The sequence below is a fragment of the Sphaerisporangium cinnabarinum genome, assembly GCF_055567015.1.
The window spans coordinates 303280-322487 of sequence record NZ_JBVHRG010000003.1 but is presented as its reverse complement, the minus strand read 5'-3'; the positions used below and the strand labels follow the sequence as shown (position 1 = coordinate 322487).

Sequence of the window (19208 nt, the reverse complement as noted above, 5' to 3'; positions counted from 1 at the left end):
GGCGGGAGGTGTCTGCCCGACCGTAGGTACCGAGGGCAGCGCCGCGCGCTGACTCCTCCGCTACACCGGGGGTGGGTGACCGACTCGCGCGTTCCGCGCGAGGGGTCGCCCACCCCTTCGTCGTCCCACCGGACTGGCCGGCCGTTCGTCGTCGCCGTCGTGACCGGCCGACGACCGGTGGGCGGGCGGTGCGGGTGGTGCGCGGCCCCGTGCGCCAGGATGGGGGCATGACCCGAGAGACGGACGAGGGAGACCCGGTGACGGACGACGTGACGGTGGACGAGCGGGCGGCGGAGATCCTGGCGTTCTGGGAGCTGGCCCGGCCCAGCGCGGGCATGGCGCGGCTCGGCGTCGTCACGGGGACCACGGTGTCCGAGAGCGTCCCGCCCCCGGCGTGGTCGTTCGGGGACAACCCGGCCCTGGCGGACGACCTGCTCATGGCCGTGCTCACGGGCGAGAAGACGGCGACGTCGTCGGCCCTGTGGGAGTACGAGGAGACGGGCGAGGCGGTGCCGCGGGTCGGCGAGCTGTCCATCCTGCTGGACGGTGCGGGCCACCCGCGCGCGCTGATCCGCACCACCTCGGTCGAGATCGTCGCGTTCGAGGACGTCGACGCGGACTTCGCGCACGCGGAGGGCGAGGACGACCGGTCGTTGGAGTCGTGGCGCGTCGAGCACGAGAAGTACTTCCGCCGGGTGCTGTCGCGCGAGTTCGCGCCGGACATGCCGTTGGTGTGCGAGCGGTTCGAGCTGCGCTACCCGCGCTGAGCGTGGCGAGGATGAGCGGTGGCCGGCCGTGCCACGGTCGGCCGGCCACCGCTCGCGAGGTAGGTGAAGAGGACTACCCCGGGACGGAGGGCGCGACGACCGGGTGGTCCGGTCGTCCCGCGGCGGCGAGCAGGAGGGTGCGCACGTCCTGCGCGACGACGGAGCGCGCGCCGCGCAGCACGGCGAGCTCGGGGACGACGCTCGCGACGACCGCTCCCGACCGCTGGTCGGTGCCGCGCAGGACGGCGGCGGTCGCCTCGGCGAGCGGTGCTCCGCAGGCGACGCCCGTGGGCCCGCCCAGCACGACGGCGTCGGGCTCGAGGATGGCGACGACGGGCTGGAGGACGACCGCGACGCGGTGCGCGAGGTCCTGGACGAGCTCGTGCACGGCGGTGCTGTCGCGGTGCGCGGCGAGGGCGGCGACGGCGTCGCCGTAGGAGGAGCCGCCCTCGATGATGCCGGGGACCCCCGCGCGGGCGCACAGCTCGACGAGGCGGAGGCCGCCGACGAGGTCCTGCACGTTGACGGAGTCGTCGATGCCGGCGGCGGGGACCGGCAGGTAGCCGATCTCGCCGGCGCCCCCCGCGGTGCCGTGGTGCACGCGGCCCTCGAGCCACGCGCCCATGCCGATGCCCTCGCCCAGCCACAGGAGCGCGAAGCTCTCCTCGTCGCGGCCGGCGTCGCGCTCGGCGATCGCGGCGAGGTTGACGTCGTTCTCGACGTGGACGTCGATGCCGAGGACGTCCTCGAGGTGCGTGCGCAGCCCGTGGCGCGGCCAGCCGGGAAGCTCGCCGACGAGGGCGATGTCGCCGGTGCGCGGCGCGACGGCGGCCTGCACGCCGACGACCGCGGTCGCGACGCGGGAGACGGGGATGCCGGCGTCGACGCAGGCCTCGTCGCGCGCGGCGAGGACGTCGGCGGCGGCCGAGCGCTCCGGACCGGCCGCCACGGTCGTCTCGCCGAGCGTGCGGCCGAGCGCGTCGACGACGCTGGCGCGCACGCCGGCGGGGACGACGTCGAGCGCGAGGCCCACGACGACGTCGGTCCGGGCGGCGTACTGGGTGGCCTGCGGGCCCCGCGCTCCCTGCACGGAACCGGTGGGCTCGATGAGCCCCGACTGCTCGAGACGTGCGACGATCTGGGAGGCGGTCGGGCGGGAGACGCCGGTGCGGTCGCCGATCTGGGACCGGGTCAGGGGTCCTCCGTCGAGGAGGAGCTCCAAGGCCGCGCGGTCGTTGATGGTGCGCAGGAGTCCGGGGGTCCCCGGAACCCTCGACGTGGCGGGCGCGGTCATGTGGTCGGTCCTTCGACGGGCTTTAGGAAAGTTTACTAATAGTGGACTCTGCGCGCCGGGAACGCAACTCCGCTTGCGTCCGAGACGTGAGACCACCGTCCCGAAGCGTGGCGGCGCGGCGTAGGCTCGCCGGCATGACGCGCACCATTGATCTGGCAGTCGTGGCCGGCGACGGCATCGGGACCGAGGTCGTCGAGCAGGGGCTCGCCGTGCTCGAGGCCGCCGTGGCCGGCTCGGACGTGAAGGTCTCCACGACGCCGTTCGACCTGGGTGCGCGGCGCTGGCACGCCACGGGGGAGACGCTCACCGACGCAGACCTCGACGCGATCCGCGGGCACGACGCGATCCTCCTGGGCGCGATCGGCGACCCGAGCGTCCCGTCGGGCGTCCTCGAGCGCGGCCTGCTGCTCAAGCTGCGCTTCGCGTTCGACCACTACGTCAACCTGCGCCCGGGCAAGCTGTACCCGGGCGTCACGTCCCCGCTCGCCGACCCGGGCGAGATCGACTTCGTCGTCGTGCGCGAGGGCACCGAGGGCCCGTACGTCGGCAACGGCGGCTCGCTGCGCACCGGCACGCCGCACGAGATCGCGACCGAGGTCTCGCTCAACACCGCGTTCGGCGTCGAGCGCGTGGTGCGCGACGCGTTCGCCCGCGCCCAGGCGCGTCCGCGCAAGCACCTCACGCTCGTGCACAAGCACAACGTCCTCGTGCACGCGGGGCACCTGTGGCGCCGCACGGTGGAGGCCGTCAACGCGGAGTTCCCCGACGTCACGACCGACTACCTGCACGTCGACGCCGCGACGATCTTCCTCACGACGAAGCCCTCGCGCTTCGACGTGATCGTCACCGACAACCTGTTCGGCGACATCCTCACCGACCAGGCCGCCGCGATCACGGGCGGGATCGGCCTCGCCGCGTCCGCGAACATCAACCCGGACCGCACCGCGCCGTCGATGTTCGAGCCCGTGCACGGCTCGGCGCCGGACATCGCCGGGCAGGGCAAGGCCGACCCGACCGCCACGGTGCTGTCGGTCGCGCTGCTCCTCGACCACCTGGGCCTCGGCGACGAGGCGCAGCGCGTCGAGGCGGCCGTCGCCGCCGACCTCGCCGAGCGGGGGAGCCGAGTACGCTCGACGGCCGAGGTGGGCCGCGAGCTCGCCGCTCGCGTCGCCGGCTGACACGCCGTCACGGGCCCCCGGTGGGCCCGGGCACCGGTTCGCCGCAGTCCCCGCACCTCGGTCGTCATCGCCCCAGGACCGGATCCCTCCCGTTCTGACCCGGTGACGCCCCGCGTCGTCGTGCCCTCGCGCGGATCCCCGCACGAGCCGCACCGGCGTGGAAAACTAGGCGGAGACCACCCGGGTCGCCAGGTGAAAGGCCTCATGATGAGCACCCTCGCAGCGCAGCACCAGCCGTCCTCCTCGGCGGAGGACCTCGTCGCCCTGTTCGACGTCCGCCCCACGGACAGCCCGACCCCGCCCGCCGAGCGGGAGGCCGCCATCGCGGCCCCGAAGTTCGGCACCGTCTTCACGGACCACATGGCGCGGATCAGCTGGAACTCGACCGACGGGTGGGTCGACCGCCGCATCGAGAAGTACGGACCGCTCCTCCTCGACCCGGCGACCGCCGTCCTGCACTACGCGCAGGAGATCTTCGAGGGCATGAAGGCGTACCGCCACGCCGACGGCTCGGTGTGGACGTTCCGGCCCGAGGCCAACGCCGCCCGGTTCGCGCGCTCTGCGCACCGCCTAGCGCTGCCCGCGCTGTCGATGGACGACTTCGTCGGGTCGATCACCGCGCTCGTGCGCACGGACGCGGACTGGGTCCCGACGGGCGAGGAGGCGAGCCTCTACCTGCGCCCGTTCATGTACGCCTCCGAGGCCTTCCTCGGCGTGCGCCCGTCGCTCGAGGCGGAGTACCTCGTCATCGCGTCGCCCGTCGGCCCGTACTTCTCGGGCGGCGTGAAGCCCGTGTCGATCTGGGTGGACCGCGAGTACAGCCGCGCCGGCGCCGGCGGCACCGGGGACGCCAAGTGCGGCGGCAACTACGCCTCGAGCCTGCTCCCGCAGGTGGTCGCGCAGCAGCACGGGTGCGAGCAGGTGTGCTTCCTCGACTCCGCGACGCGCACCTACCTCGAGGAGCTCGGCGGCATGAACGTGTTCGTCGTCAAGGCGGACGGCTCGGTCGAGACGCCGGAGCTCAGCGGATCGATCCTCGAGGGCGTGACGCGCTCGTCGATCATCCGCCTCCTCACCGACCGCGGGCACGAGGTCGTCGAGCGCCGCATCCCGCTCACCGACGTCCTCGCCGGGATCCGGGACGGTTCCGTGACGGAGGTGTTCGCGTGCGGCACGGCCGCCGTGATCACGCCGATCGGTCGGCTCGCCGGCTCGGACTTCGACCACACGATCGGCACCGGCGAGGCGGGCTCGCTGACCATGACGATCCGCACCGAGCTCACGGACATCCAGACCGGTCGGGCCGCCGACCGCCACGGCTGGCTGCGCCGGCTCGCCTGAGCCGGTCCGCACGACGACGGGGCGCCCCTCCCGCGGGAGGGGCGCCCCGTCGTCGTGCAGCAGCCGGGTGCCGTGCGGGCCCGGGTGCTCCGGGTCAGACGACGGGCGCGGGCCGCGCCACGATCGTCCGGCCCGCGACGCCCGCGAGCAGCGACCACACCGCGACGCCGATGAGCAGGTTGATGAGCCCGGACAGCGCGGCCGCGGTGACGTCGCTCGACCACGCGAACGGCAGGACCGCGATCGCCACGACGACGAGCGCCATGATCCAGCCGAAGAACGCGCGCGGCCGGGGCGTGCTGAGGATGAGCAGGTGCAGCACCCCGGCGGCGAGCAGCGCGAGGATCGCGCCGTCGATCGCCCACGCGGCCTGGCGCGACCCCGTGGCGAACAGGTCGGGCGGCGGGACGAGGGTGATCGCGAAGATGCGCTCGAAGATGATCACGCCGAGCAGCCCGATGAGGGCGGCGACGAGCGCGGTCGCGGCGGCACCCGCCCAGAACCGTCCGGCCTCGACCGTGAGGCGCGGGTCCGCCGGGCTCACCGGGGTGCGGGGCTCGGGGAACTGGGCCTGCGGGTCCGTCGGGCGGATCGCCGGGGGCGGGGACTGCGGGGGGACCGGCGGCTGGCCGTAGCGCCGCGTCGGAGGGTTCTGCGGGTCGTACCCGCCCGGGGTCGGGTCGCTCATCGTCACTCCTCGCTCGGTCGCCGTCGCGCCGACGAGCGGCGGGCGGCTCAGTGGATGGACGCTCTGGTCCATCCTGGCGGAACCTGTGGCACCATGTGCCCTGTGACACACCTCGTCTCCCAGCTCATTATCGAGTAGCGCGCCCGGTAGCACCCACCGGACGCGCAGACCTCCCGCACCCTCGGGGGGTTTTTTTGTTGCTGGGCACCACCTCCGCCCGGCGGCACGGACGCCGGGCCCACCGCCTCACGAGGGCCCCGCCCGGCGTCGGGAGACGCACCGCAGGGGCGGGCGCAGCGACGCCCGCGACACGACGAACGGCAGGAAGAGGCACCATGACCTCGGCGACGACCCCCGTGACCGGCCCCCACGAGCCCCGGGTCTTCCACGTCTACGACACCACCCTGCGCGACGGCGCGCAGCAGGAGGGCATGAACCTCTCCGTCGCCGACAAGCTCGCCATCGCCCCGCTGCTCGACGAGCTCGGCGTCGGCTTCATCGAGGGCGGCTGGCCGGGCGCGGTGCCCAAGGACACCGAGTTCTTCCGCCGTGCGGCCAAGGAGCTCGACCTGCGCCGGGCGGTGCTCGCGGCGTTCGGCGCGACGCGCAAGGCCGGGCTGCGCGCGTGGGACGACCCGCAGGTGCGGGCGCTCGTCGACTCCGAGGCGCCGGTCGTCACGCTCGTCGCGAAGTCCGACGTCCGGCACGTCGAGCGCGCGCTGCGCACGACGCCCGACGAGGGCCTCGCCATGATCACCGACACGGTGTCCTTCCTCGTGAGCGAGGGACGCCGCGTCGTCGTCGACGCGGAGCACTTCTTCGACGGCTACCGGTACGACGCCGCGTTCACGCGCGCGGCCGTGCAGGCCGCGTTCGAGGCCGGCGCCGAGGTCGTCGCGCTGTGCGACACCAACGGCGGCATGCTCCCCACGTGGGTCGCCGAGACCGTGGCGGAGCTGCGCGACGCCGTCGGGCTCCCGCACGGACGCGACGCGCTGCCGGGGGACGCGTTGCTCGGGATGCACGCGCACAACGACTCGGGCTGCGCCGTCGCGAACACGCTCGCCGCCGTCGAGGCGGGCGCCGCGCACGTCCAGGGCACGGTGAACGGGTACGGGGAGCGCACGGGCAACGTCGACCTGCTCACGGTCGTGGCGAACCTCGAGCTCAAGCACGGGGTGCGCACGCTCACGGGCGAGGGCCTGGAGGAGGCGACGCGCATCTCGCACGCGATCAGCGAGATCACGAACATCTCCCCGTACGCGCGCCAGCCGTACGTCGGGGCGAGCGCGTTCGCGCACAAGGCCGGCCTGCACGCGAGCGCCATCAAGGTGGACCCCGACCTGTACCAGCACATCGACCCGACGGCGGTCGGCAACGACATCCGCATGCTCGTCTCGGACATGGCGGGACGGGCGTCGATCGAGCTCAAGGGTCGCGAGCTCGGGTTCGACCTGTCGGGCCAGGGCGACCTCCTCACCCGCGTGACGAACCGCGTGAAGGACGACGAGGCGCGCGGCTACACGTACGAGGCGGCCGACGCGTCGTTCGAGCTGCTGCTGCGCGAGGAGATCGCGGGGGAGCGGCCGCCGTACTTCCGGGTCGAGAGCTGGCGCACGATCGTCGAGCGCGCGGGGTCGCGCGGCACCGAGGCGACGGCGGAGGCGACCGTCAAGCTCCACGCCGGGGGTGAGCGCATCGTCTCCACGGGCGAGGGCAACGGCCCCGTCAACGCGCTCGACCACGCGCTGCGGCTCGCGCTCGGGCGCGTCTATCCCGAGATCGAGGCGTTCGAGCTCATCGACTTCAAGGTGCGCATCCTCGACACCGAGCAGGGCACGGACGCGGTCACGCGCGTCCTCATCGAGACGACCGACGGCTCGACGTCGTGGTCGACGGTCGGCGTCGGGCCGAACCTCATCGAGGCGGCGTGGGAGGCGCTCACCGACTCCGCGATCTACGGGCTCGTCCACGCGGGCGTCGAGCCGCGCTGAGCCGGAGGTGCGGGCCGTCGGGCTTAGGGTGGACGCGTGCGTGGTGAGTACAAGGTCCCCGGTGGCAAGCTCGTGGCGGTCGACGTCGAGGTGGAGGCCGGGCGGCTCGCCCGGGTCGCGGTCAGCGGCGACTTCTTCCTCGAGCCGGACGACGCGCTCGAGGACATCGACGGCGCCCTGACGGGCATGCCGGAGACGGCGACGGTCGCGCAGCTCGCGAGCGCCGTCCAGGCGGCGCTGGGCCCCGACGTGACGATGGTCGGGTTCTCGCCCGAGGCGGTCGCGATCGCGGTGCGCCGGGCGCTCGGCCACGCGACGGGCTGGGGCGACCACACGTTCGAGGTCCTGCACGAGGGGCCCGAGGAGCCGGCGATGCACCTGGCGCTCGACCAGGTGCTCACGGAGGAGCTCGACGAGGGCCGTCGCGGCCCCACGCTGCGGATCTGGGAGTGGGCGTCGGCCGCGGTGATCATCGGCTCGTTCCAGTCGCTGCGCAACGAGGTCGACCCGGAGGGTGCCGAACGGCACGGGGTGACGGTCGTGCGGCGCATCTCCGGCGGAGGCGCGATGTTCGTCGAGCCCGGCAACACGATCACCTACTCGCTGTACGTGCCGGGGTCGCTCGTCGAGGGGCTCAGCTTCGAGCGCTCGTACGCGTTCCTCGACGACTGGGTGCTGGGCGCTCTCGCCGACCTCGGCGTGGAGGCGGCGTACAAGCCGCTCAACGACATCGCGTCGCCGGCCGGCAAGATCGCGGGCGCGGCCCAGAAGCGGCTGCGCGGGGGAGCGGTGCTCCACCACGTGACCATGGCGTACGACATCGACGCCGACAAGATGACCGAGGTGCTGCGCATCGGGCGCGAGAAGCTCTCGGACAAGGGGACGACGAGCGCCAACAAGCGCGTCGACCCGGTGCGCTCGCAGACGGGCATGGCGCGCGAGGACGTCATCGAGGCGTTCAAGGAGCACTTCCGCTCGCGGTACCGCACGGTCGAGGGTGCCGTCACCCCCGAGGAGCGCGAGCGCGCGCAGGAGCTCGCGCGGACGAAGTTCTCGACGCCGGAGTGGACCGCGCGCGTCCCGTGACGCGGGCGGGGCCGAGCCTGGGGCCCTGCGTGGCCGGCGCCTGAGGATGACGCCCGCCTGCAGGCCCGGCCGCCCGGCCTGAGCGGTCGCCCCGAGCCGGGCACCGCCCCGGCGATTGTTAAGAACGTGCAACATCTGCCGCCGTGGCTTCCGTTCGCGCACGCGTGGCAGTAATCTTCACGCATACGTCCACTGATGGAAGTAAGTTTCACACCGCGGGAGCCGACCGGCCGCGCGGGACCGTCAGGACACACGACCCGGCCGTTCCCCCGACGGCCGACCAGAAAGGAAGTGTCACGGCATGCAGCGACGCAGCACGGTGGCCGTCACGGGCACCCTCGTCCTCGCGCTCGGCCTGGCCGCGTGCAGCTCCGGCGGCGGGTCCGGCTCCGAGGGGACCGGTGGCGACGACGCGACCGACTTCTCGGGCGAGACCCTCACCGTCTGGATCATGGAGGGCACCAACCCCGACGCGGACGCGTTCTTCGACGAGGTGACGACCGCGTTCAAGGACGAGACGGGCGCCGACCTCCAGATCGAGTTCCAGCCGTGGGCCAGCGCCCACGACAAGTTCACGACCGCCATCGCCGGCGGCACGACGCCGGACGTCGCCGAGGTGGGCACCACCTGGACGGGCGAGTTCGCCGACGTCGGCGCGCTCGCCGACCTCTCGGACCGCATCGCGGACGCCGGCCTCGAGGACGACCTCGTCCCGGGGCTCGTCGAGTCCGCGACCCTCGACGGCGGCGTCTACGGCATGCCGTGGTACGCGGGCGTGCGCTCGGTCGTCTACCGCGCCGACCTCTTCGAGGCCGCCGGCATCGAGACCCCGACGTCGTGGGACGAGCTCGTCGCCGCGGCGGACGCGCTCAAGGCGGCGAACCCGGAGATCATCCCGTTCCCCGTCGCGGGCGACAGCCAGTACGGCGCGATGCCGTTCGTCTGGGGCGCGGGCGGTGACCTCGCGGTGAAGGACGGCGACACCTGGACGTCGGAGATCAGCTCGCCGGAGTCGGTCGAGGGCCTCGAGTTCTACACCGGTCTCGCGACCGAGCACGGCTTCTCGACGGCCGCCGCGACGACGTGGAAGGAGACGGACCTCCTCGCCGCGTTCGAGCAGGGCCAGGTCGGCATGATGATCTCCGGCAGCTGGACCCCCGGCAAGATCCTCGCCGACGTCCCGGACATGGAGGGCAAGATCGGCGCCTTCCCCATCCCCGGCCAGACCGAGGGCCTGTCCGACTCGTTCCTCGGCGGCTCGCACCTCGGCGTCTTCGAGGCCAGCGAGAAGCAGGACCTCGCGTGGAAGTTCGTCGAGATGATGACGACCGGCGAGTTCGCGCAGGCGTGGGGCGAGCAGTCCGGCTACTTCCCGGGCCAGACGTCGCTGCTCGAGAAGGTCATCGAGGAGGACGACCCGATCGTCGCGCCGTTCGCCCAGCAGATGGTGGAGGCCGGCCGCTCGGTCCCGGTCACGCCGCTCTACGGCCAGATCCAGGGCAAGAAGACGCTGGAGACGATGCTCCAGTCCGTCCTGTCGGGCAGCGCGACCGTCCAGGAGGCCGCCGACACCGCGGCCGCCGACATGGACGAGACGTTCGGTTCCTGACCTGACGCGTCCGGCCGCGGGCAGCACGCCCGCGGCCGGACGCCGCCCTCCGCCGGCGCCCCGACCGTCGGCGCCCGCACCACGACCCGCACCCCGCGACAGGACCTCTCCCATGGCAGACCTTCGAGCCGCGCCCGGCGCCTCGCCGGCCCCGGCCGCCCCGGCCGACCGGCCGCCGTCGAGTACCGCGCCGACCGCCGGGCGCCGGCGCCGCACGGGCCTCGGCCACCGTTCCCCGCTGCGCCCCTGGCTGCTGCTGGCCCCGGGACTCGTCGTCCTCGGCGTCCTGCTCCTGTGGCCGCTCGTGCGCGTCGTGCTGCTCTCGCTGCAGGACTACGGCCTGCGGCAGATCGCGAGCGGCGAGTCCAACTGGATCGGGCTCCAGAACTACGCCGACCTGCTCGGCGACAGCTACCTGTGGACGACGGTCCTGCCCAACACCGTGCTGTTCGCCCTCGCGTGCGTCGTGCTCACGGTCGCGCTCGGGACCGCGGTCGCGCTGTTCCTCAACACGCTCGGCGGCTTCTGGCGGGGCGTCGGTGCGACGGCAATCATGGTCGCCTGGGCGGTCCCGGCGATCACGGGCACGTACGTGTGGGTGTGGATCTTCGACCCGCTGAACGGCCTCGTCGCCTCGGTGCTCGAGGGCGTGGGCGCGATCGAGCCCGGCACCGTCAACTGGTTCACGGAGCGCCTGTCGTTCTACGCGATCGCGACGCTCAACGTCGTGCACCACGGGTTCCCGTTCGTCGCGATCACGGTGCTCGCGGGTCTCATGACGATCCCGCACGAGCTGCACGAGGCCGCCAAGGTCGACGGCGCGACGGCGTGGCGCCGGTTCTGGGCCATCACCGCGCCCATCCTGCGCCCCGTGTTCGCGGTCGTGACGATCCTGTCGACCATCTGGGACTTCAAGGTCTTCACGCAGATCTACCTCATGCCCGGCGGCAACGGCGGGAACAAGGGCGTCTTCAACCTCGGCGTGTGGTCGTACATCCAGTCGTTCGCGCAGGGCAAGTACGGCATGGGCGCGGCCATCGCGGTCCTGCTCACGCTCATCCTGCTCGGCATCACGCTCGTCTACATGCGCACCCTGTTCAAGGAGGAGGAGCTGTGAGCGCCGCCGTCGACACCCGCGCCACCCCCGGGCCCGGCGCCCGCACCGAGCGGGTGCTGCGCGCCCGCCGCCGTCGTCCCGGCGTGGCGGCGGCCAAGACGGTGGGGATCGTCGCCCTCCTGGCCTTCTCGCTCTTCCCCGCCTACTGGATGTTCTCCTCGGCGATCGACCCGGAGGCCGCGACGCGCGGCGCCCGGCTCCTGCCCGCCGGCGTCACGTGGGACAACTTCGTCACCGTGATCGACGACGGCGGGTTCGGCCACTACCTGCGCAACTCGGTGCTCGTCGCGCTCGGCACGGTGCTCGCGTCGTCGGTCGTGGCGCTGCTCGCCGCCGTCGCGGTGAGCCGGTTCCGCTTCCGGTTCCGCAAGTCGATGCTCGTGCTCATCCTCATGGTGCAGATGGTGCCGCTCGAGGCGCTCGTCATCCCGCTGTTCATCCAGATGCGCAACCTCAACATGCTCAACTCGCTCCTGGGCCTGGCGGTCGTGTACCTCGCGTTCGCGCTGCCCTTCGCGATCTGGACGCTGCGCGGCTTCGTCGCCGCGGTGCCGGTCGAGCTGGAGGAGGCGGCGTTCCTCGACGGCGCGTCGTGGGGGCGCATGTTCTGGAAGGTCCTGGTGCCGCTCGTCGCGCCCGGGGTCGTCGCGACGAGCGTCTTCTCCTTCATCACCGCGTGGAACGAGTTCATCTTCGCGCTGACGTTCCTCCAGCAGTCGAGCAAGTACACCGTGCCGATCGGGCTGCAGAAGTTCTTCGGCGAGAACACGACCGACTGGGGCGCCGTCATGGCCGCGTCGACGATCATCACGCTGCCCGTGCTCGTGTTCTTCGTCCTGGTGCAGCGCAACCTGTCGTCGGGCCTCACCGCCGGGTCGGTGAAGGGATGAGCGCCGTGACGCCCCCGACCGCAGGCTCGGGCGCGGCGGAGCGCGCCGTCGACGTCGTGCGCGCCGTGAACGGCGTGCTCCTGCCCGGGTTCACCGGCACCGACGACCTGCCGACGTGGCTCGTCGACGCGGCCCGCGACGGCCTGGCCGGGGTCGTGCTGTTCGGGCACAACACGCCCGACGTCGCGACCACCGCCCGGCTGACCGCGCGCCTGCGCGGCGCGTCGCCCGACCTGCTCGTCGCGGTCGACGAGGAGGGCGGGGACGTCTCGCGGCTGGAGGCGGCGACCGGGTCGAGCCTGCCCGGCAACGCGGCGCTCGGGCTGGTCGACGACGTCGCGGTCACCGAGGAGGTGGGCGCCGCGCTCGGCCGCCTGCTCACCGCGACGGGCGTCGACCTCGACCTCGCGCCCGACCTCGACGTGAACTCCGACCCCGACAACCCCGTGATCGGCGTGCGCTCGTTCGGCGCGGACCCCGCGCTCGTCGCCCGCCACGGCGCGGCGTTCGTCCGCGGCCTGCACACCGGCGGCGCAGGCGCGTGCGGCAAGCACTTCCCGGGCCACGGTGCGACGAACGTCGACTCGCACCTCGCGCTCCCGGTCGTGGACGCGAGCCTCGACGAGCTCCGCGCGCGCGACCTGCCGCCGTTCGTCGCGACCATCGCCCCGGGCGACGGGTCCGACGACGCGCTGCTCGACGCCGTGATGACGGCGCACGTCGTCGTCCCCGCGCTCGGCCCGCTGCCCGCGACGCTCGAGCCCGCCGTCGGCGCGCTCGTGCGCGAGCTCGGGTTCGACGGCCCGATCGTCACCGACGCGCTGGACATGGGTGCGGTCGCGACGTTCGCGGCGTCCGGCGCCCCGTCCCGCGCCGTCGGCGACGACACGGCGCCGCACGGCATCGGCGAGGTCGCGGTCCGCGCGGTCGAGGCGGGCGCCGACCTGCTGTGCCTCGGCACGACCGTCGGGCGCGACGACGAGGTCCTGTTCCGCCAGGCGCAGCGCGCGCTCGTGGACGCCGTCGCGTCCGGTCGCGTCGCGGTCGAGCGCCTGCACGCGTCCGCCGCACGCACGGCGCGCACCCTCGCCGCGGTCCGCGCGCGCCAGGCGGCGAGCGGCGTCGTCCCCTCGCCGGAGTCCGCGCACGCCGCGCTCGACGCCCTCGACCGGGTGGGCGCCCGCGTCGCGGCGCGCGCCGTCCGGTTCGCCGGCCCCGCGCCGCAGGATCCGCCCGTGACCGTGGCGCCCGACGTCGTCGACCTGCGCCTGCGGTTCGACCACGCCGCGGGCCGCACCGCGCAGCACGTCCAGCGCGCGCTCGACGACGCGTTCGGGCCCGACGTGCGGCACCTGCGCCCGGCCGACGCCGCGGCGTGGGCGCGCACGCTCGACGCCGTGCGCGCGGGCGATCGCCCGCTCGTCGTCCTCACGCGCGAGCCGGTCCCCGGCTCGGGCGAGCACGAGCGGCTCACCGAGCTGCTCGCCGCGCGGCCGGACGCCGCGGTCGTGCACACCGGGTTCCCCGGCGCCGTCGACGCGTGGTTCGGCGCGGACCGCACGGTCGTGGTCACGTGCGGGACGGGGCGCGCCAACGCGCGCGCCGCCGTCGCGCTCCTGCGGGGGACCGGCGCGGCCGCGGGCACCGAGGCGGGGACATCTCGCGACGACGTGCCCGTCGGCGCGGCAGGGGAGGGGGAGCGATGATCGTCCTGGGACTGTCCTCCGGCACGTCGGTCGACGCGATCGACGCGGCCGCGGCCGACCTCACGCTCGGCGACGACGGCGTGCTGCGCATGCGGCCCCTCGGCCACACGGAGTACGCGTGGCCGCGGGCCCTGCGCGAGCGCATCCTCAAGGCGTTGCCGCCCGCCGCGGTCGACGTGGCCGAGGTGGCCCAGCTCGACACCCTCATCGGGCAGGAGCTCGGCCGCGCCGGCCGGCGCGCGATCGACGACGTCGCCGGCGGCGACGTCGACCTCGTCGCGTCCCACGGCCAGACGATCTACCACTGGGTCGTCGGGGCGCGGGCCCGCGGGACGCTCCAGCTCGGCAACGCCGCGTGGGTCGCCGAGCACGTCAAGCGCCCGGTCATCAGCGACTTCCGCGTCGCCGACGTCGCGGCCGGCGGCCACGGCGCGCCGCTCGTCAGCGTGCTCGACGCGCTCTGGCTCGGGCGTGAGGACACCGGCGCCGACGGCGCGGGCACCGGGCTCACCGCGGCCCTCAACATCGGCGGGATCGCGAACGTGTCCCTCGTGGGGCGCGTCGACGACCCGGTCACCGGCTGGGACACGGGCCCCGGCAACTGCCTGCTCGACGTCGCGGTCGCGGCCCTCACCGACGGCCGTTTCGCGTACGACAGGGACGGCGAGCTCGCCGCGCAGGGCACGGTCGACCCGGTGGCGCTCGCCGCGCTGCTCGACGACCCGTACTTCGCCGCGCCCGCCCCGAAGTCGACGGGCCGCGAGCTCTTCGACACGACGTACACGGCCCGCCGGCTCGCGTCCGTGCGCCCGGGGCTGACGGGCCCCGACCTCGTCGCGACGCTCACCGAGCTCACCGCGGTCAGCGTCGCCGACGCGCTCGCGGGCCGCGACGTGCGCCGCGTCGTCGCGTCCGGCGGGGGAGCGCGCAACCCCGTGCTCCTCGACCGGCTGCGTGCGGCGCTCGCCGAGCGCGTGCCGCACGCGTGCGACGTCGTGACGTCCGAGGCGCTCGGCCTGCCCGTCGACGCGAAGGAGGCGTACCTCTTCGCGCTCCTCGGCTTCCTGTCGGCCCACGGGCTGCCGGGCACCGCCGCCGGCGAGCACCGCCGTCGGGCGACCGGGGCGCGCCGCGCGGTCGTCCTCGGCTCGCTCACGCCGCCCACGCCGCTGCCGTGGCCCGCGGCGAGCGGCCCGGTGCGCCGTCTGGCGCTCGCCAACACCCCGCACGGCCTGCACCCGGGCCCGCGCACCCAGGGTCCGCTGCCGGACCCGACGAAGGGAACCTCCCGATGACCGACCCGACCGTCGCCACGAGCACCGCCTCGAGCCCCGACGAGTGGCAGGAGCTCGTCCGCCTCGCCTCGCCGACCGAGGAGCGCAACCCGCGCACCGCCGACGTGGACCTGCTCCCCACCGCGGACGTCGTGCGGCTCATCACCGAGGAGGACGCCGGGGTCGCGGACGCCGTGCGGGCCCAGCGGGACCGCATCGCCGAGGCCGTGGACCTCGCGGTCGAGGCGCTGCGCAGCGGGGGCCGGGTGCACTACGTGGGGTCGGGGACGTCGGGGCGCCTCGGCGTGCTCGACGCCGTGGAGCTCCTGCCGACGTACGGGGTGGGCGAGGAGTGGTTCGTCGCGCACCTCGCCGGCGGCGTGGGCGCGATGATGGTGGCCGTCGAGGGCGCGGAGGACGACGTGGCGCTCGGGCGGTCCGACGTCGACGCGGTCGGGCCGCGCGACGTCGTCGTGGGCCTCGCCGCGAGCGGTCGCACCCCGTACGTGCGCGGCGCGCTCGACCTCGCGCGCGAGCGCGGCGCGCGCACCGTGCTCGTCTCGGCCAACCCCCACGCCCCGCTCGCCGCGGGGGTGGACGTCGCGATCCTCGTCGACACGGGTCCCGAGGTCGTCACGGGCTCCACGCGCATGAAGGCGGCGACCGCCCAGAAGCTCGTGCTCAACACGTTCTCGACCGCGGCGATGATCCGCCTGGGCAAGACGTACTCGAACCTCATGATCGACGTGCGCCCGACGAACCAGAAGCTGCGCGCCCGCATCGTCCGGATACTCGTCCAGGCGACGGGCCTGCGCGCGGAGGAGTGCGAGGGCGTGCTGCGCGCGGCCGACGGCGAGGTGCACGTCGCGCTCGTCATGCTCCTCGCGGGCGTCGAGGCCGACGCCGCTCGCGACGCCCTGGCCGGCGACGGCGTGGCCGGCGTCCGCGGCGCGCTCGCGCGCCTGGGCGCCCTCCCCGCGCGCTGACGACCCCGGCGAGGGAGAGGCCAGGTACCACGAGGTAGAGCCGTGGTCGGGACCAGGCCTCGACCTCGCCCTACCAGGCCTCTGCCTCGGGCTACCGGGGCTCTACCTCGGCTGACCGGGGCTCTCCCTCGGCGGGGTGGGGCGGGGGCCGAAGACGGCGGTGCCGACGCGGACGATCGTCGCGCCCTCCGCGACCGCGAGCTCCAGGTCGCCGCTCATACCCATGGACAGCGCACGGGCGTCCGCGGTCCCGGGTGCGCCCGAGCCCACGACGGCGTCGCGCACCGCGCGCAGGCGCGCGAAGCCCGCGCGCACCACGGCCTCGTCGGGCGAGTTCGCGCCGATCGTCATGAAGCCCGCGAGGCGCAGCCCGTCGAGCGCGGCGACCGCCGTCGCGAGGGCGGGCGCGTCGTCGGGCCGCACGCCCGACTTCGACTCCTCGCCCGAGACGTTGACCTGGACCAGGACGTCGAGCACGCGGCCGTCCCGCGCGCAGCGCGCCGCGAGCGACTCGGCGAGCGCGAGCGAGTCCACGCTCTCGACGCCGGTCGCGGTGGCGAGGACCTGGTTGACCTTGTTGCGCTGGAGGTGGCCGATCATGTGGACCTCGACCCGACCCGCGGCGACGAGGTCGGCCAGGTCGGGCGCCTTCGCCACGAGCTCCTGGACGCGGTTCTCGCCGATGAGGTCCGCGCCCGCCTCGACCACCGCCCGCACCGCGTCGGCGGTCTGGGTCTTCGTCGCCACGAGCAGCCGCACGTCCGACGCCGCACGCCCGGCCGCGCGCGCGGCGTGGTCCACCCGGGTCCGCACCCGGGCGAGGTTCTGCGCGATCTGCGCGGGCAGCACGGACGACGGCTCGGCGAGGGGCATGCGGCCAGTCTAGGTCGGCCGCACGGTCCGGGATCCGGGTCGTCTCAGGGTGGTCCCCGATCCGCACGGCCGCCCGATCGGCGAGAATGGTGGGGAAAGGACGGTGCCGTGAAGACGCTGCTCAACATCATCTGGCTCGTGTTCGCCGGGCTGTGGCTCGCGCTGGGCTACGTCGTGGCGGGGGTCATCTGCTGCATCCTGATCGTGACGATCCCGTTCGGCATCGCGTCGTTCCGCATCGCGGGCTATGCGCTGTGGCCGTTCGGCCGCACGGTGGTCGACAAGCCGACGGCGGGCGCCTGGTCGACGATCGGGAACGTCATCTGGGTGCTCGTCGCGGGGATCTGGCTCGCGATCGGGCACGTCGTCACTGCGATCCCGCTGTTCGTGTCGATCATCGGCATCCCGCTCGGGATCGCCAACCTCAAGATGATCCCGGTCTCGCTCCTGCCGCTCGGCAAGGACATCGTCCCGACCGACGCGCGGTACACCTTCTACCAGCGCTGAGGTCGGCGCGGGGTCGCGCCCCCCGCGGCGCGGTCCTACCGCGCGACGGGGGCGGCCGTGCCCGCGGTGAGGCGCAGCAGGTCCGCGGGCGCCAGGCCCACGTCGAGCCCTCGGCGCCCGCCCGAGACGTAGACGGCGTCGAACGCGAGCGCGCTGTCGTCGAGGAACGTGCGGTGGGGCTGCTTCTGGCCCAGCGGCGAGATCCCGCCCACGACGTACCCGGTCGCGCGCTCGGCCGCGGCGGGCTCGGCCATGGTCGCCTTCTTGCCGCCCGCGGCCTTGGCGAGCGCCTTGAGGTCGAGCTGCCGGTCGACCGGCACGATCCCCACGACGAGCGGGCCGCCGTCGACCACGGCGAGCAGCGTCTTGAACACCTGCTCCGCGGGCACCCCGATGGCGGCGGCCGCCTCCAGCCCGAAGGACAGCTCGCTCGACGGGTCGTGCTCGTACGGGTGGAGCGTGTGCGCGACCCCCTCGCGCTCGAGGAGGGCGACCGCAGGCGTTCCGGCGTGCGCGGAGGACTTCGACTTCTTGGCCACGTCCCGATTCTGCCGCAGCGGCCGCGGGGGAGCGCTCGCACGGGTCATCGGGGCGCGCGGGCCGTCGCGGGGCCGGTCACGCGACGCAGGACGGCCACCGGCACCAGGGCGAGGGCGGTCGCCGCCACGGCGACCCACACCGGACCCCGGTCGCCGAGCCCGGTGGCGATGGTCGCTGCGGCGGCAGCCGGCCCCACGGCCGCGCCCACGTTGAGCGCCGCCGTGGCGAACGAGCCGCCCAGGGTCGGCGCGCCCGACGCGCCGCGGAGCACCCGCGTGATCAACGTGCTGCCGACCGCGAAGCCCAGGACGCCCTGCACCAGCACGAGGCAGAGCAGCACCCCGGGAACGGCCGCGAAGGCGGCCAGGGCGACCCAGCCCCCGAGCAGCAGCACACCACCCACGCCGACCACGACCCCGGGGATGCGGTCGGACGTCCGGCCCGCGACGGTGACGCCGAGGAACGAGCCGACCCCGAAGAGCACGAGCGCGACCGGGACCCACCACCGGCTCAGCCCGGCGACGTCGGTCACCAGCGGTGCGAGGAACGTGAGCGTCGCGAAGGTGCCGGTGTTGACCAGCGCGGCGGACGCCATCGTGAGGACGAGCGGGGGCGAGACGAGCTGTGCCAGCTCCGCCCGCAGCGTCGGTGCGCCGATGGGCACGAGGTCAGCCCGCTCGGTCCCGCGCGCGGCAGGGAGGCCGCGGGCGATCCCGACCGCAGCGGGCAGGCAGAGGACCGCGACGGCCCAGAAGGTCGACTCCCACCCCCACGCGGCGCCGAGGAGCGCCCCGGCCGGGACGCCCGCGACCATCGCGACCGTGGTGCCCGACAGGAGCACGGCGACGGCACGCCCCGTGCGGTCCGCGGGGACGAGCGTCGTGGCCGTGCTGAGCGCGACGGCGAGGAACCCCGCGTTGGCGAACGCCGCCACCACCCGGGCCACGACGAGCGCCGCGAAGCTCGGGGTCACCGCGCCGACGACGTGGGCGAGGGCGAACAGCGCGACGCAGCCGAGCAGCGTCGCGCGCACCGGCAGGCGGCGGGCCGAGGCCGCCATGACCGGCGCGCCGACGACCATGCCGACGGCGAAGGCCGACGTCAGCAGGCCCGCCGTCCCCACCGGGACGTCGAAGCGGGTGGCGATGTCCGGCACCAGGCCGGCGAGCATGAACTCCGAGGTGCCCATGGCGAAGACCGCCAGGGCGAGCAGGTACAGGGCACGAGGCATCGAGGGCTCCGGGGTGCGAGAGGGTGAGCAGGAGGTGTCTCGTCACCACGGTCAGCACCCGGAGGGCAGCGTCCGGTACGGCACCCGCACGGAGCGGGGGGCGGAAGGCAGCGCTGAGCGGCTCAGC

At 74.3% G+C, this 19208-nt stretch carries 17 protein-coding genes; 12 read left to right on the top strand and 5 right to left on the bottom strand.

Translation table 11 applies throughout. From position 1 onward, the window contains the following. The first annotated feature begins 227 nt into the window (after window positions 1-227). Window positions 228-767, top strand: coding sequence for an ASCH domain-containing protein (locus ACZ4MO_RS07060; RefSeq protein ID WP_175008252.1), 540 nt, complete (start codon window positions 228-230; stop codon window positions 765-767). A gap of 73 nt (window positions 768-840) precedes the next feature. On the opposite strand, the gene ACZ4MO_RS07055 is transcribed toward ACZ4MO_RS07060, so the two are convergent. Next, complete coding sequence (locus tag ACZ4MO_RS07055) at window positions 841-2061, bottom strand: ROK family protein (RefSeq protein ID WP_175008253.1); 1221 nt, start codon at window positions 2059-2061, stop codon at window positions 841-843. A 134-nt stretch (window positions 2062-2195) separates the two neighbouring features. Between ACZ4MO_RS07055 and ACZ4MO_RS07050 the strand changes: the two genes are divergently transcribed. Then, complete coding sequence (locus tag ACZ4MO_RS07050; RefSeq protein ID WP_175008254.1) at window positions 2196-3239, top strand: 3-isopropylmalate dehydrogenase; 1044 nt, start codon at window positions 2196-2198, stop codon at window positions 3237-3239. A 207-nt stretch (window positions 3240-3446) separates the two neighbouring features. Further along, window positions 3447-4580, top strand: a complete 1134-nt coding sequence (locus tag ACZ4MO_RS07045) for a branched-chain amino acid aminotransferase (protein WP_175008255.1) — start codon at window positions 3447-3449, stop codon at window positions 4578-4580. Between the two features lie 94 nt (window positions 4581-4674). Here ACZ4MO_RS07045 and ACZ4MO_RS07040 read toward each other — a convergent pair whose 3' ends face one another. Next, entirely contained in the window at window positions 4675-5268 is a 594-nt protein-coding gene (locus ACZ4MO_RS07040) for a hypothetical protein (RefSeq protein ID WP_051028087.1), read from the bottom strand. Window positions 5269-5603: 335 nt separating this feature from the next. Here ACZ4MO_RS07040 and cimA point away from each other — a divergent pair, with 335 nt between their 5' ends. The 8 genes from cimA to murQ all read left to right on the top strand — a co-directional run bounded on the left by cimA (window position 5604) and on the right by murQ (window position 15930). After that, a complete protein-coding gene (cimA, locus tag ACZ4MO_RS07035) occupies window positions 5604-7262 on the top strand; it encodes a citramalate synthase (RefSeq protein ID WP_061266866.1) in 1659 nt (552 codons plus the stop codon). A 36-nt stretch (window positions 7263-7298) separates the two neighbouring features. Beyond that, complete coding sequence (lplAB, locus tag ACZ4MO_RS07030) at window positions 7299-8348, top strand: lipoate-protein ligase LplAB (RefSeq protein WP_175008256.1); 1050 nt, start codon at window positions 7299-7301, stop codon at window positions 8346-8348. A 301-nt stretch (window positions 8349-8649) separates the two neighbouring features. Then, on the top strand, window positions 8650-9957 hold the full coding sequence (locus ACZ4MO_RS07025) for a sugar ABC transporter substrate-binding protein (RefSeq protein WP_034654404.1): 1308 nt from the start codon (window positions 8650-8652) through the stop codon (window positions 9955-9957). A 112-nt stretch (window positions 9958-10069) separates the two neighbouring features. Continuing rightward, window positions 10070-11074, top strand: coding sequence for an ABC transporter permease subunit (locus ACZ4MO_RS07020; protein ID WP_175008257.1), 1005 nt, complete (start codon window positions 10070-10072; stop codon window positions 11072-11074). Further along, window positions 11071-11964, top strand: a complete 894-nt coding sequence (locus ACZ4MO_RS07015) for a carbohydrate ABC transporter permease (protein ID WP_499278660.1) — start codon at window positions 11071-11073, stop codon at window positions 11962-11964. Before ACZ4MO_RS07020 ends, ACZ4MO_RS07015 begins: the two co-directional genes overlap by 4 nt. Before the next feature lie 5 nt (window positions 11965-11969). Next, window positions 11970-13670: a glycoside hydrolase family 3 N-terminal domain-containing protein gene (locus ACZ4MO_RS07010; RefSeq protein WP_499278659.1), complete on the top strand. Its 1701-nt coding sequence runs from the start codon at window positions 11970-11972 to the stop codon at window positions 13668-13670. Beyond that, window positions 13667-14965, top strand: coding sequence for an anhydro-N-acetylmuramic acid kinase (locus ACZ4MO_RS07005; RefSeq protein ID WP_175008259.1), 1299 nt, complete (start codon window positions 13667-13669; stop codon window positions 14963-14965). Before ACZ4MO_RS07010 ends, ACZ4MO_RS07005 begins: the two co-directional genes overlap by 4 nt. After that, window positions 14962-15930, top strand: coding sequence for an N-acetylmuramic acid 6-phosphate etherase (gene murQ, locus ACZ4MO_RS07000; protein WP_175008260.1), 969 nt, complete (start codon window positions 14962-14964; stop codon window positions 15928-15930). The genes ACZ4MO_RS07005 and murQ overlap by 4 nt, the downstream gene beginning before the upstream one ends. Before the next feature lie 102 nt (window positions 15931-16032). Here murQ and ACZ4MO_RS06995 read toward each other — a convergent pair whose 3' ends face one another. Beyond that, window positions 16033-16803: a YggS family pyridoxal phosphate-dependent enzyme gene (locus ACZ4MO_RS06995; RefSeq protein WP_175008261.1), complete on the bottom strand. Its 771-nt coding sequence runs from the start codon at window positions 16801-16803 to the stop codon at window positions 16033-16035. A gap of 108 nt (window positions 16804-16911) precedes the next feature. Here ACZ4MO_RS06995 and ACZ4MO_RS06990 point away from each other — a divergent pair, with 108 nt between their 5' ends. Then, a complete protein-coding gene (locus tag ACZ4MO_RS06990; RefSeq protein ID WP_061266859.1) occupies window positions 16912-17310 on the top strand; it encodes a YccF domain-containing protein in 399 nt (132 codons plus the stop codon). A 35-nt stretch (window positions 17311-17345) separates the two neighbouring features. Here the strand turns inward: ACZ4MO_RS06990 and ybaK are convergent, their stop codons facing one another. Next, window positions 17346-17849 (bottom strand): Cys-tRNA(Pro) deacylase, encoded by a 504-nt coding sequence (gene ybaK / locus ACZ4MO_RS06985; protein WP_108048507.1) that lies wholly within the window; start codon window positions 17847-17849, stop codon window positions 17346-17348. A 44-nt stretch (window positions 17850-17893) separates the two neighbouring features. Beyond that, window positions 17894-19081 carry a Cmx/CmrA family chloramphenicol efflux MFS transporter gene (locus tag ACZ4MO_RS06980; RefSeq protein ID WP_175008262.1) on the bottom strand — a complete coding sequence of 396 codons (1188 nt, stop codon included), beginning with the start codon at window positions 19079-19081 and terminating at the stop codon, window positions 17894-17896. Window positions 19082-19208 lie beyond the last annotated feature (127 nt).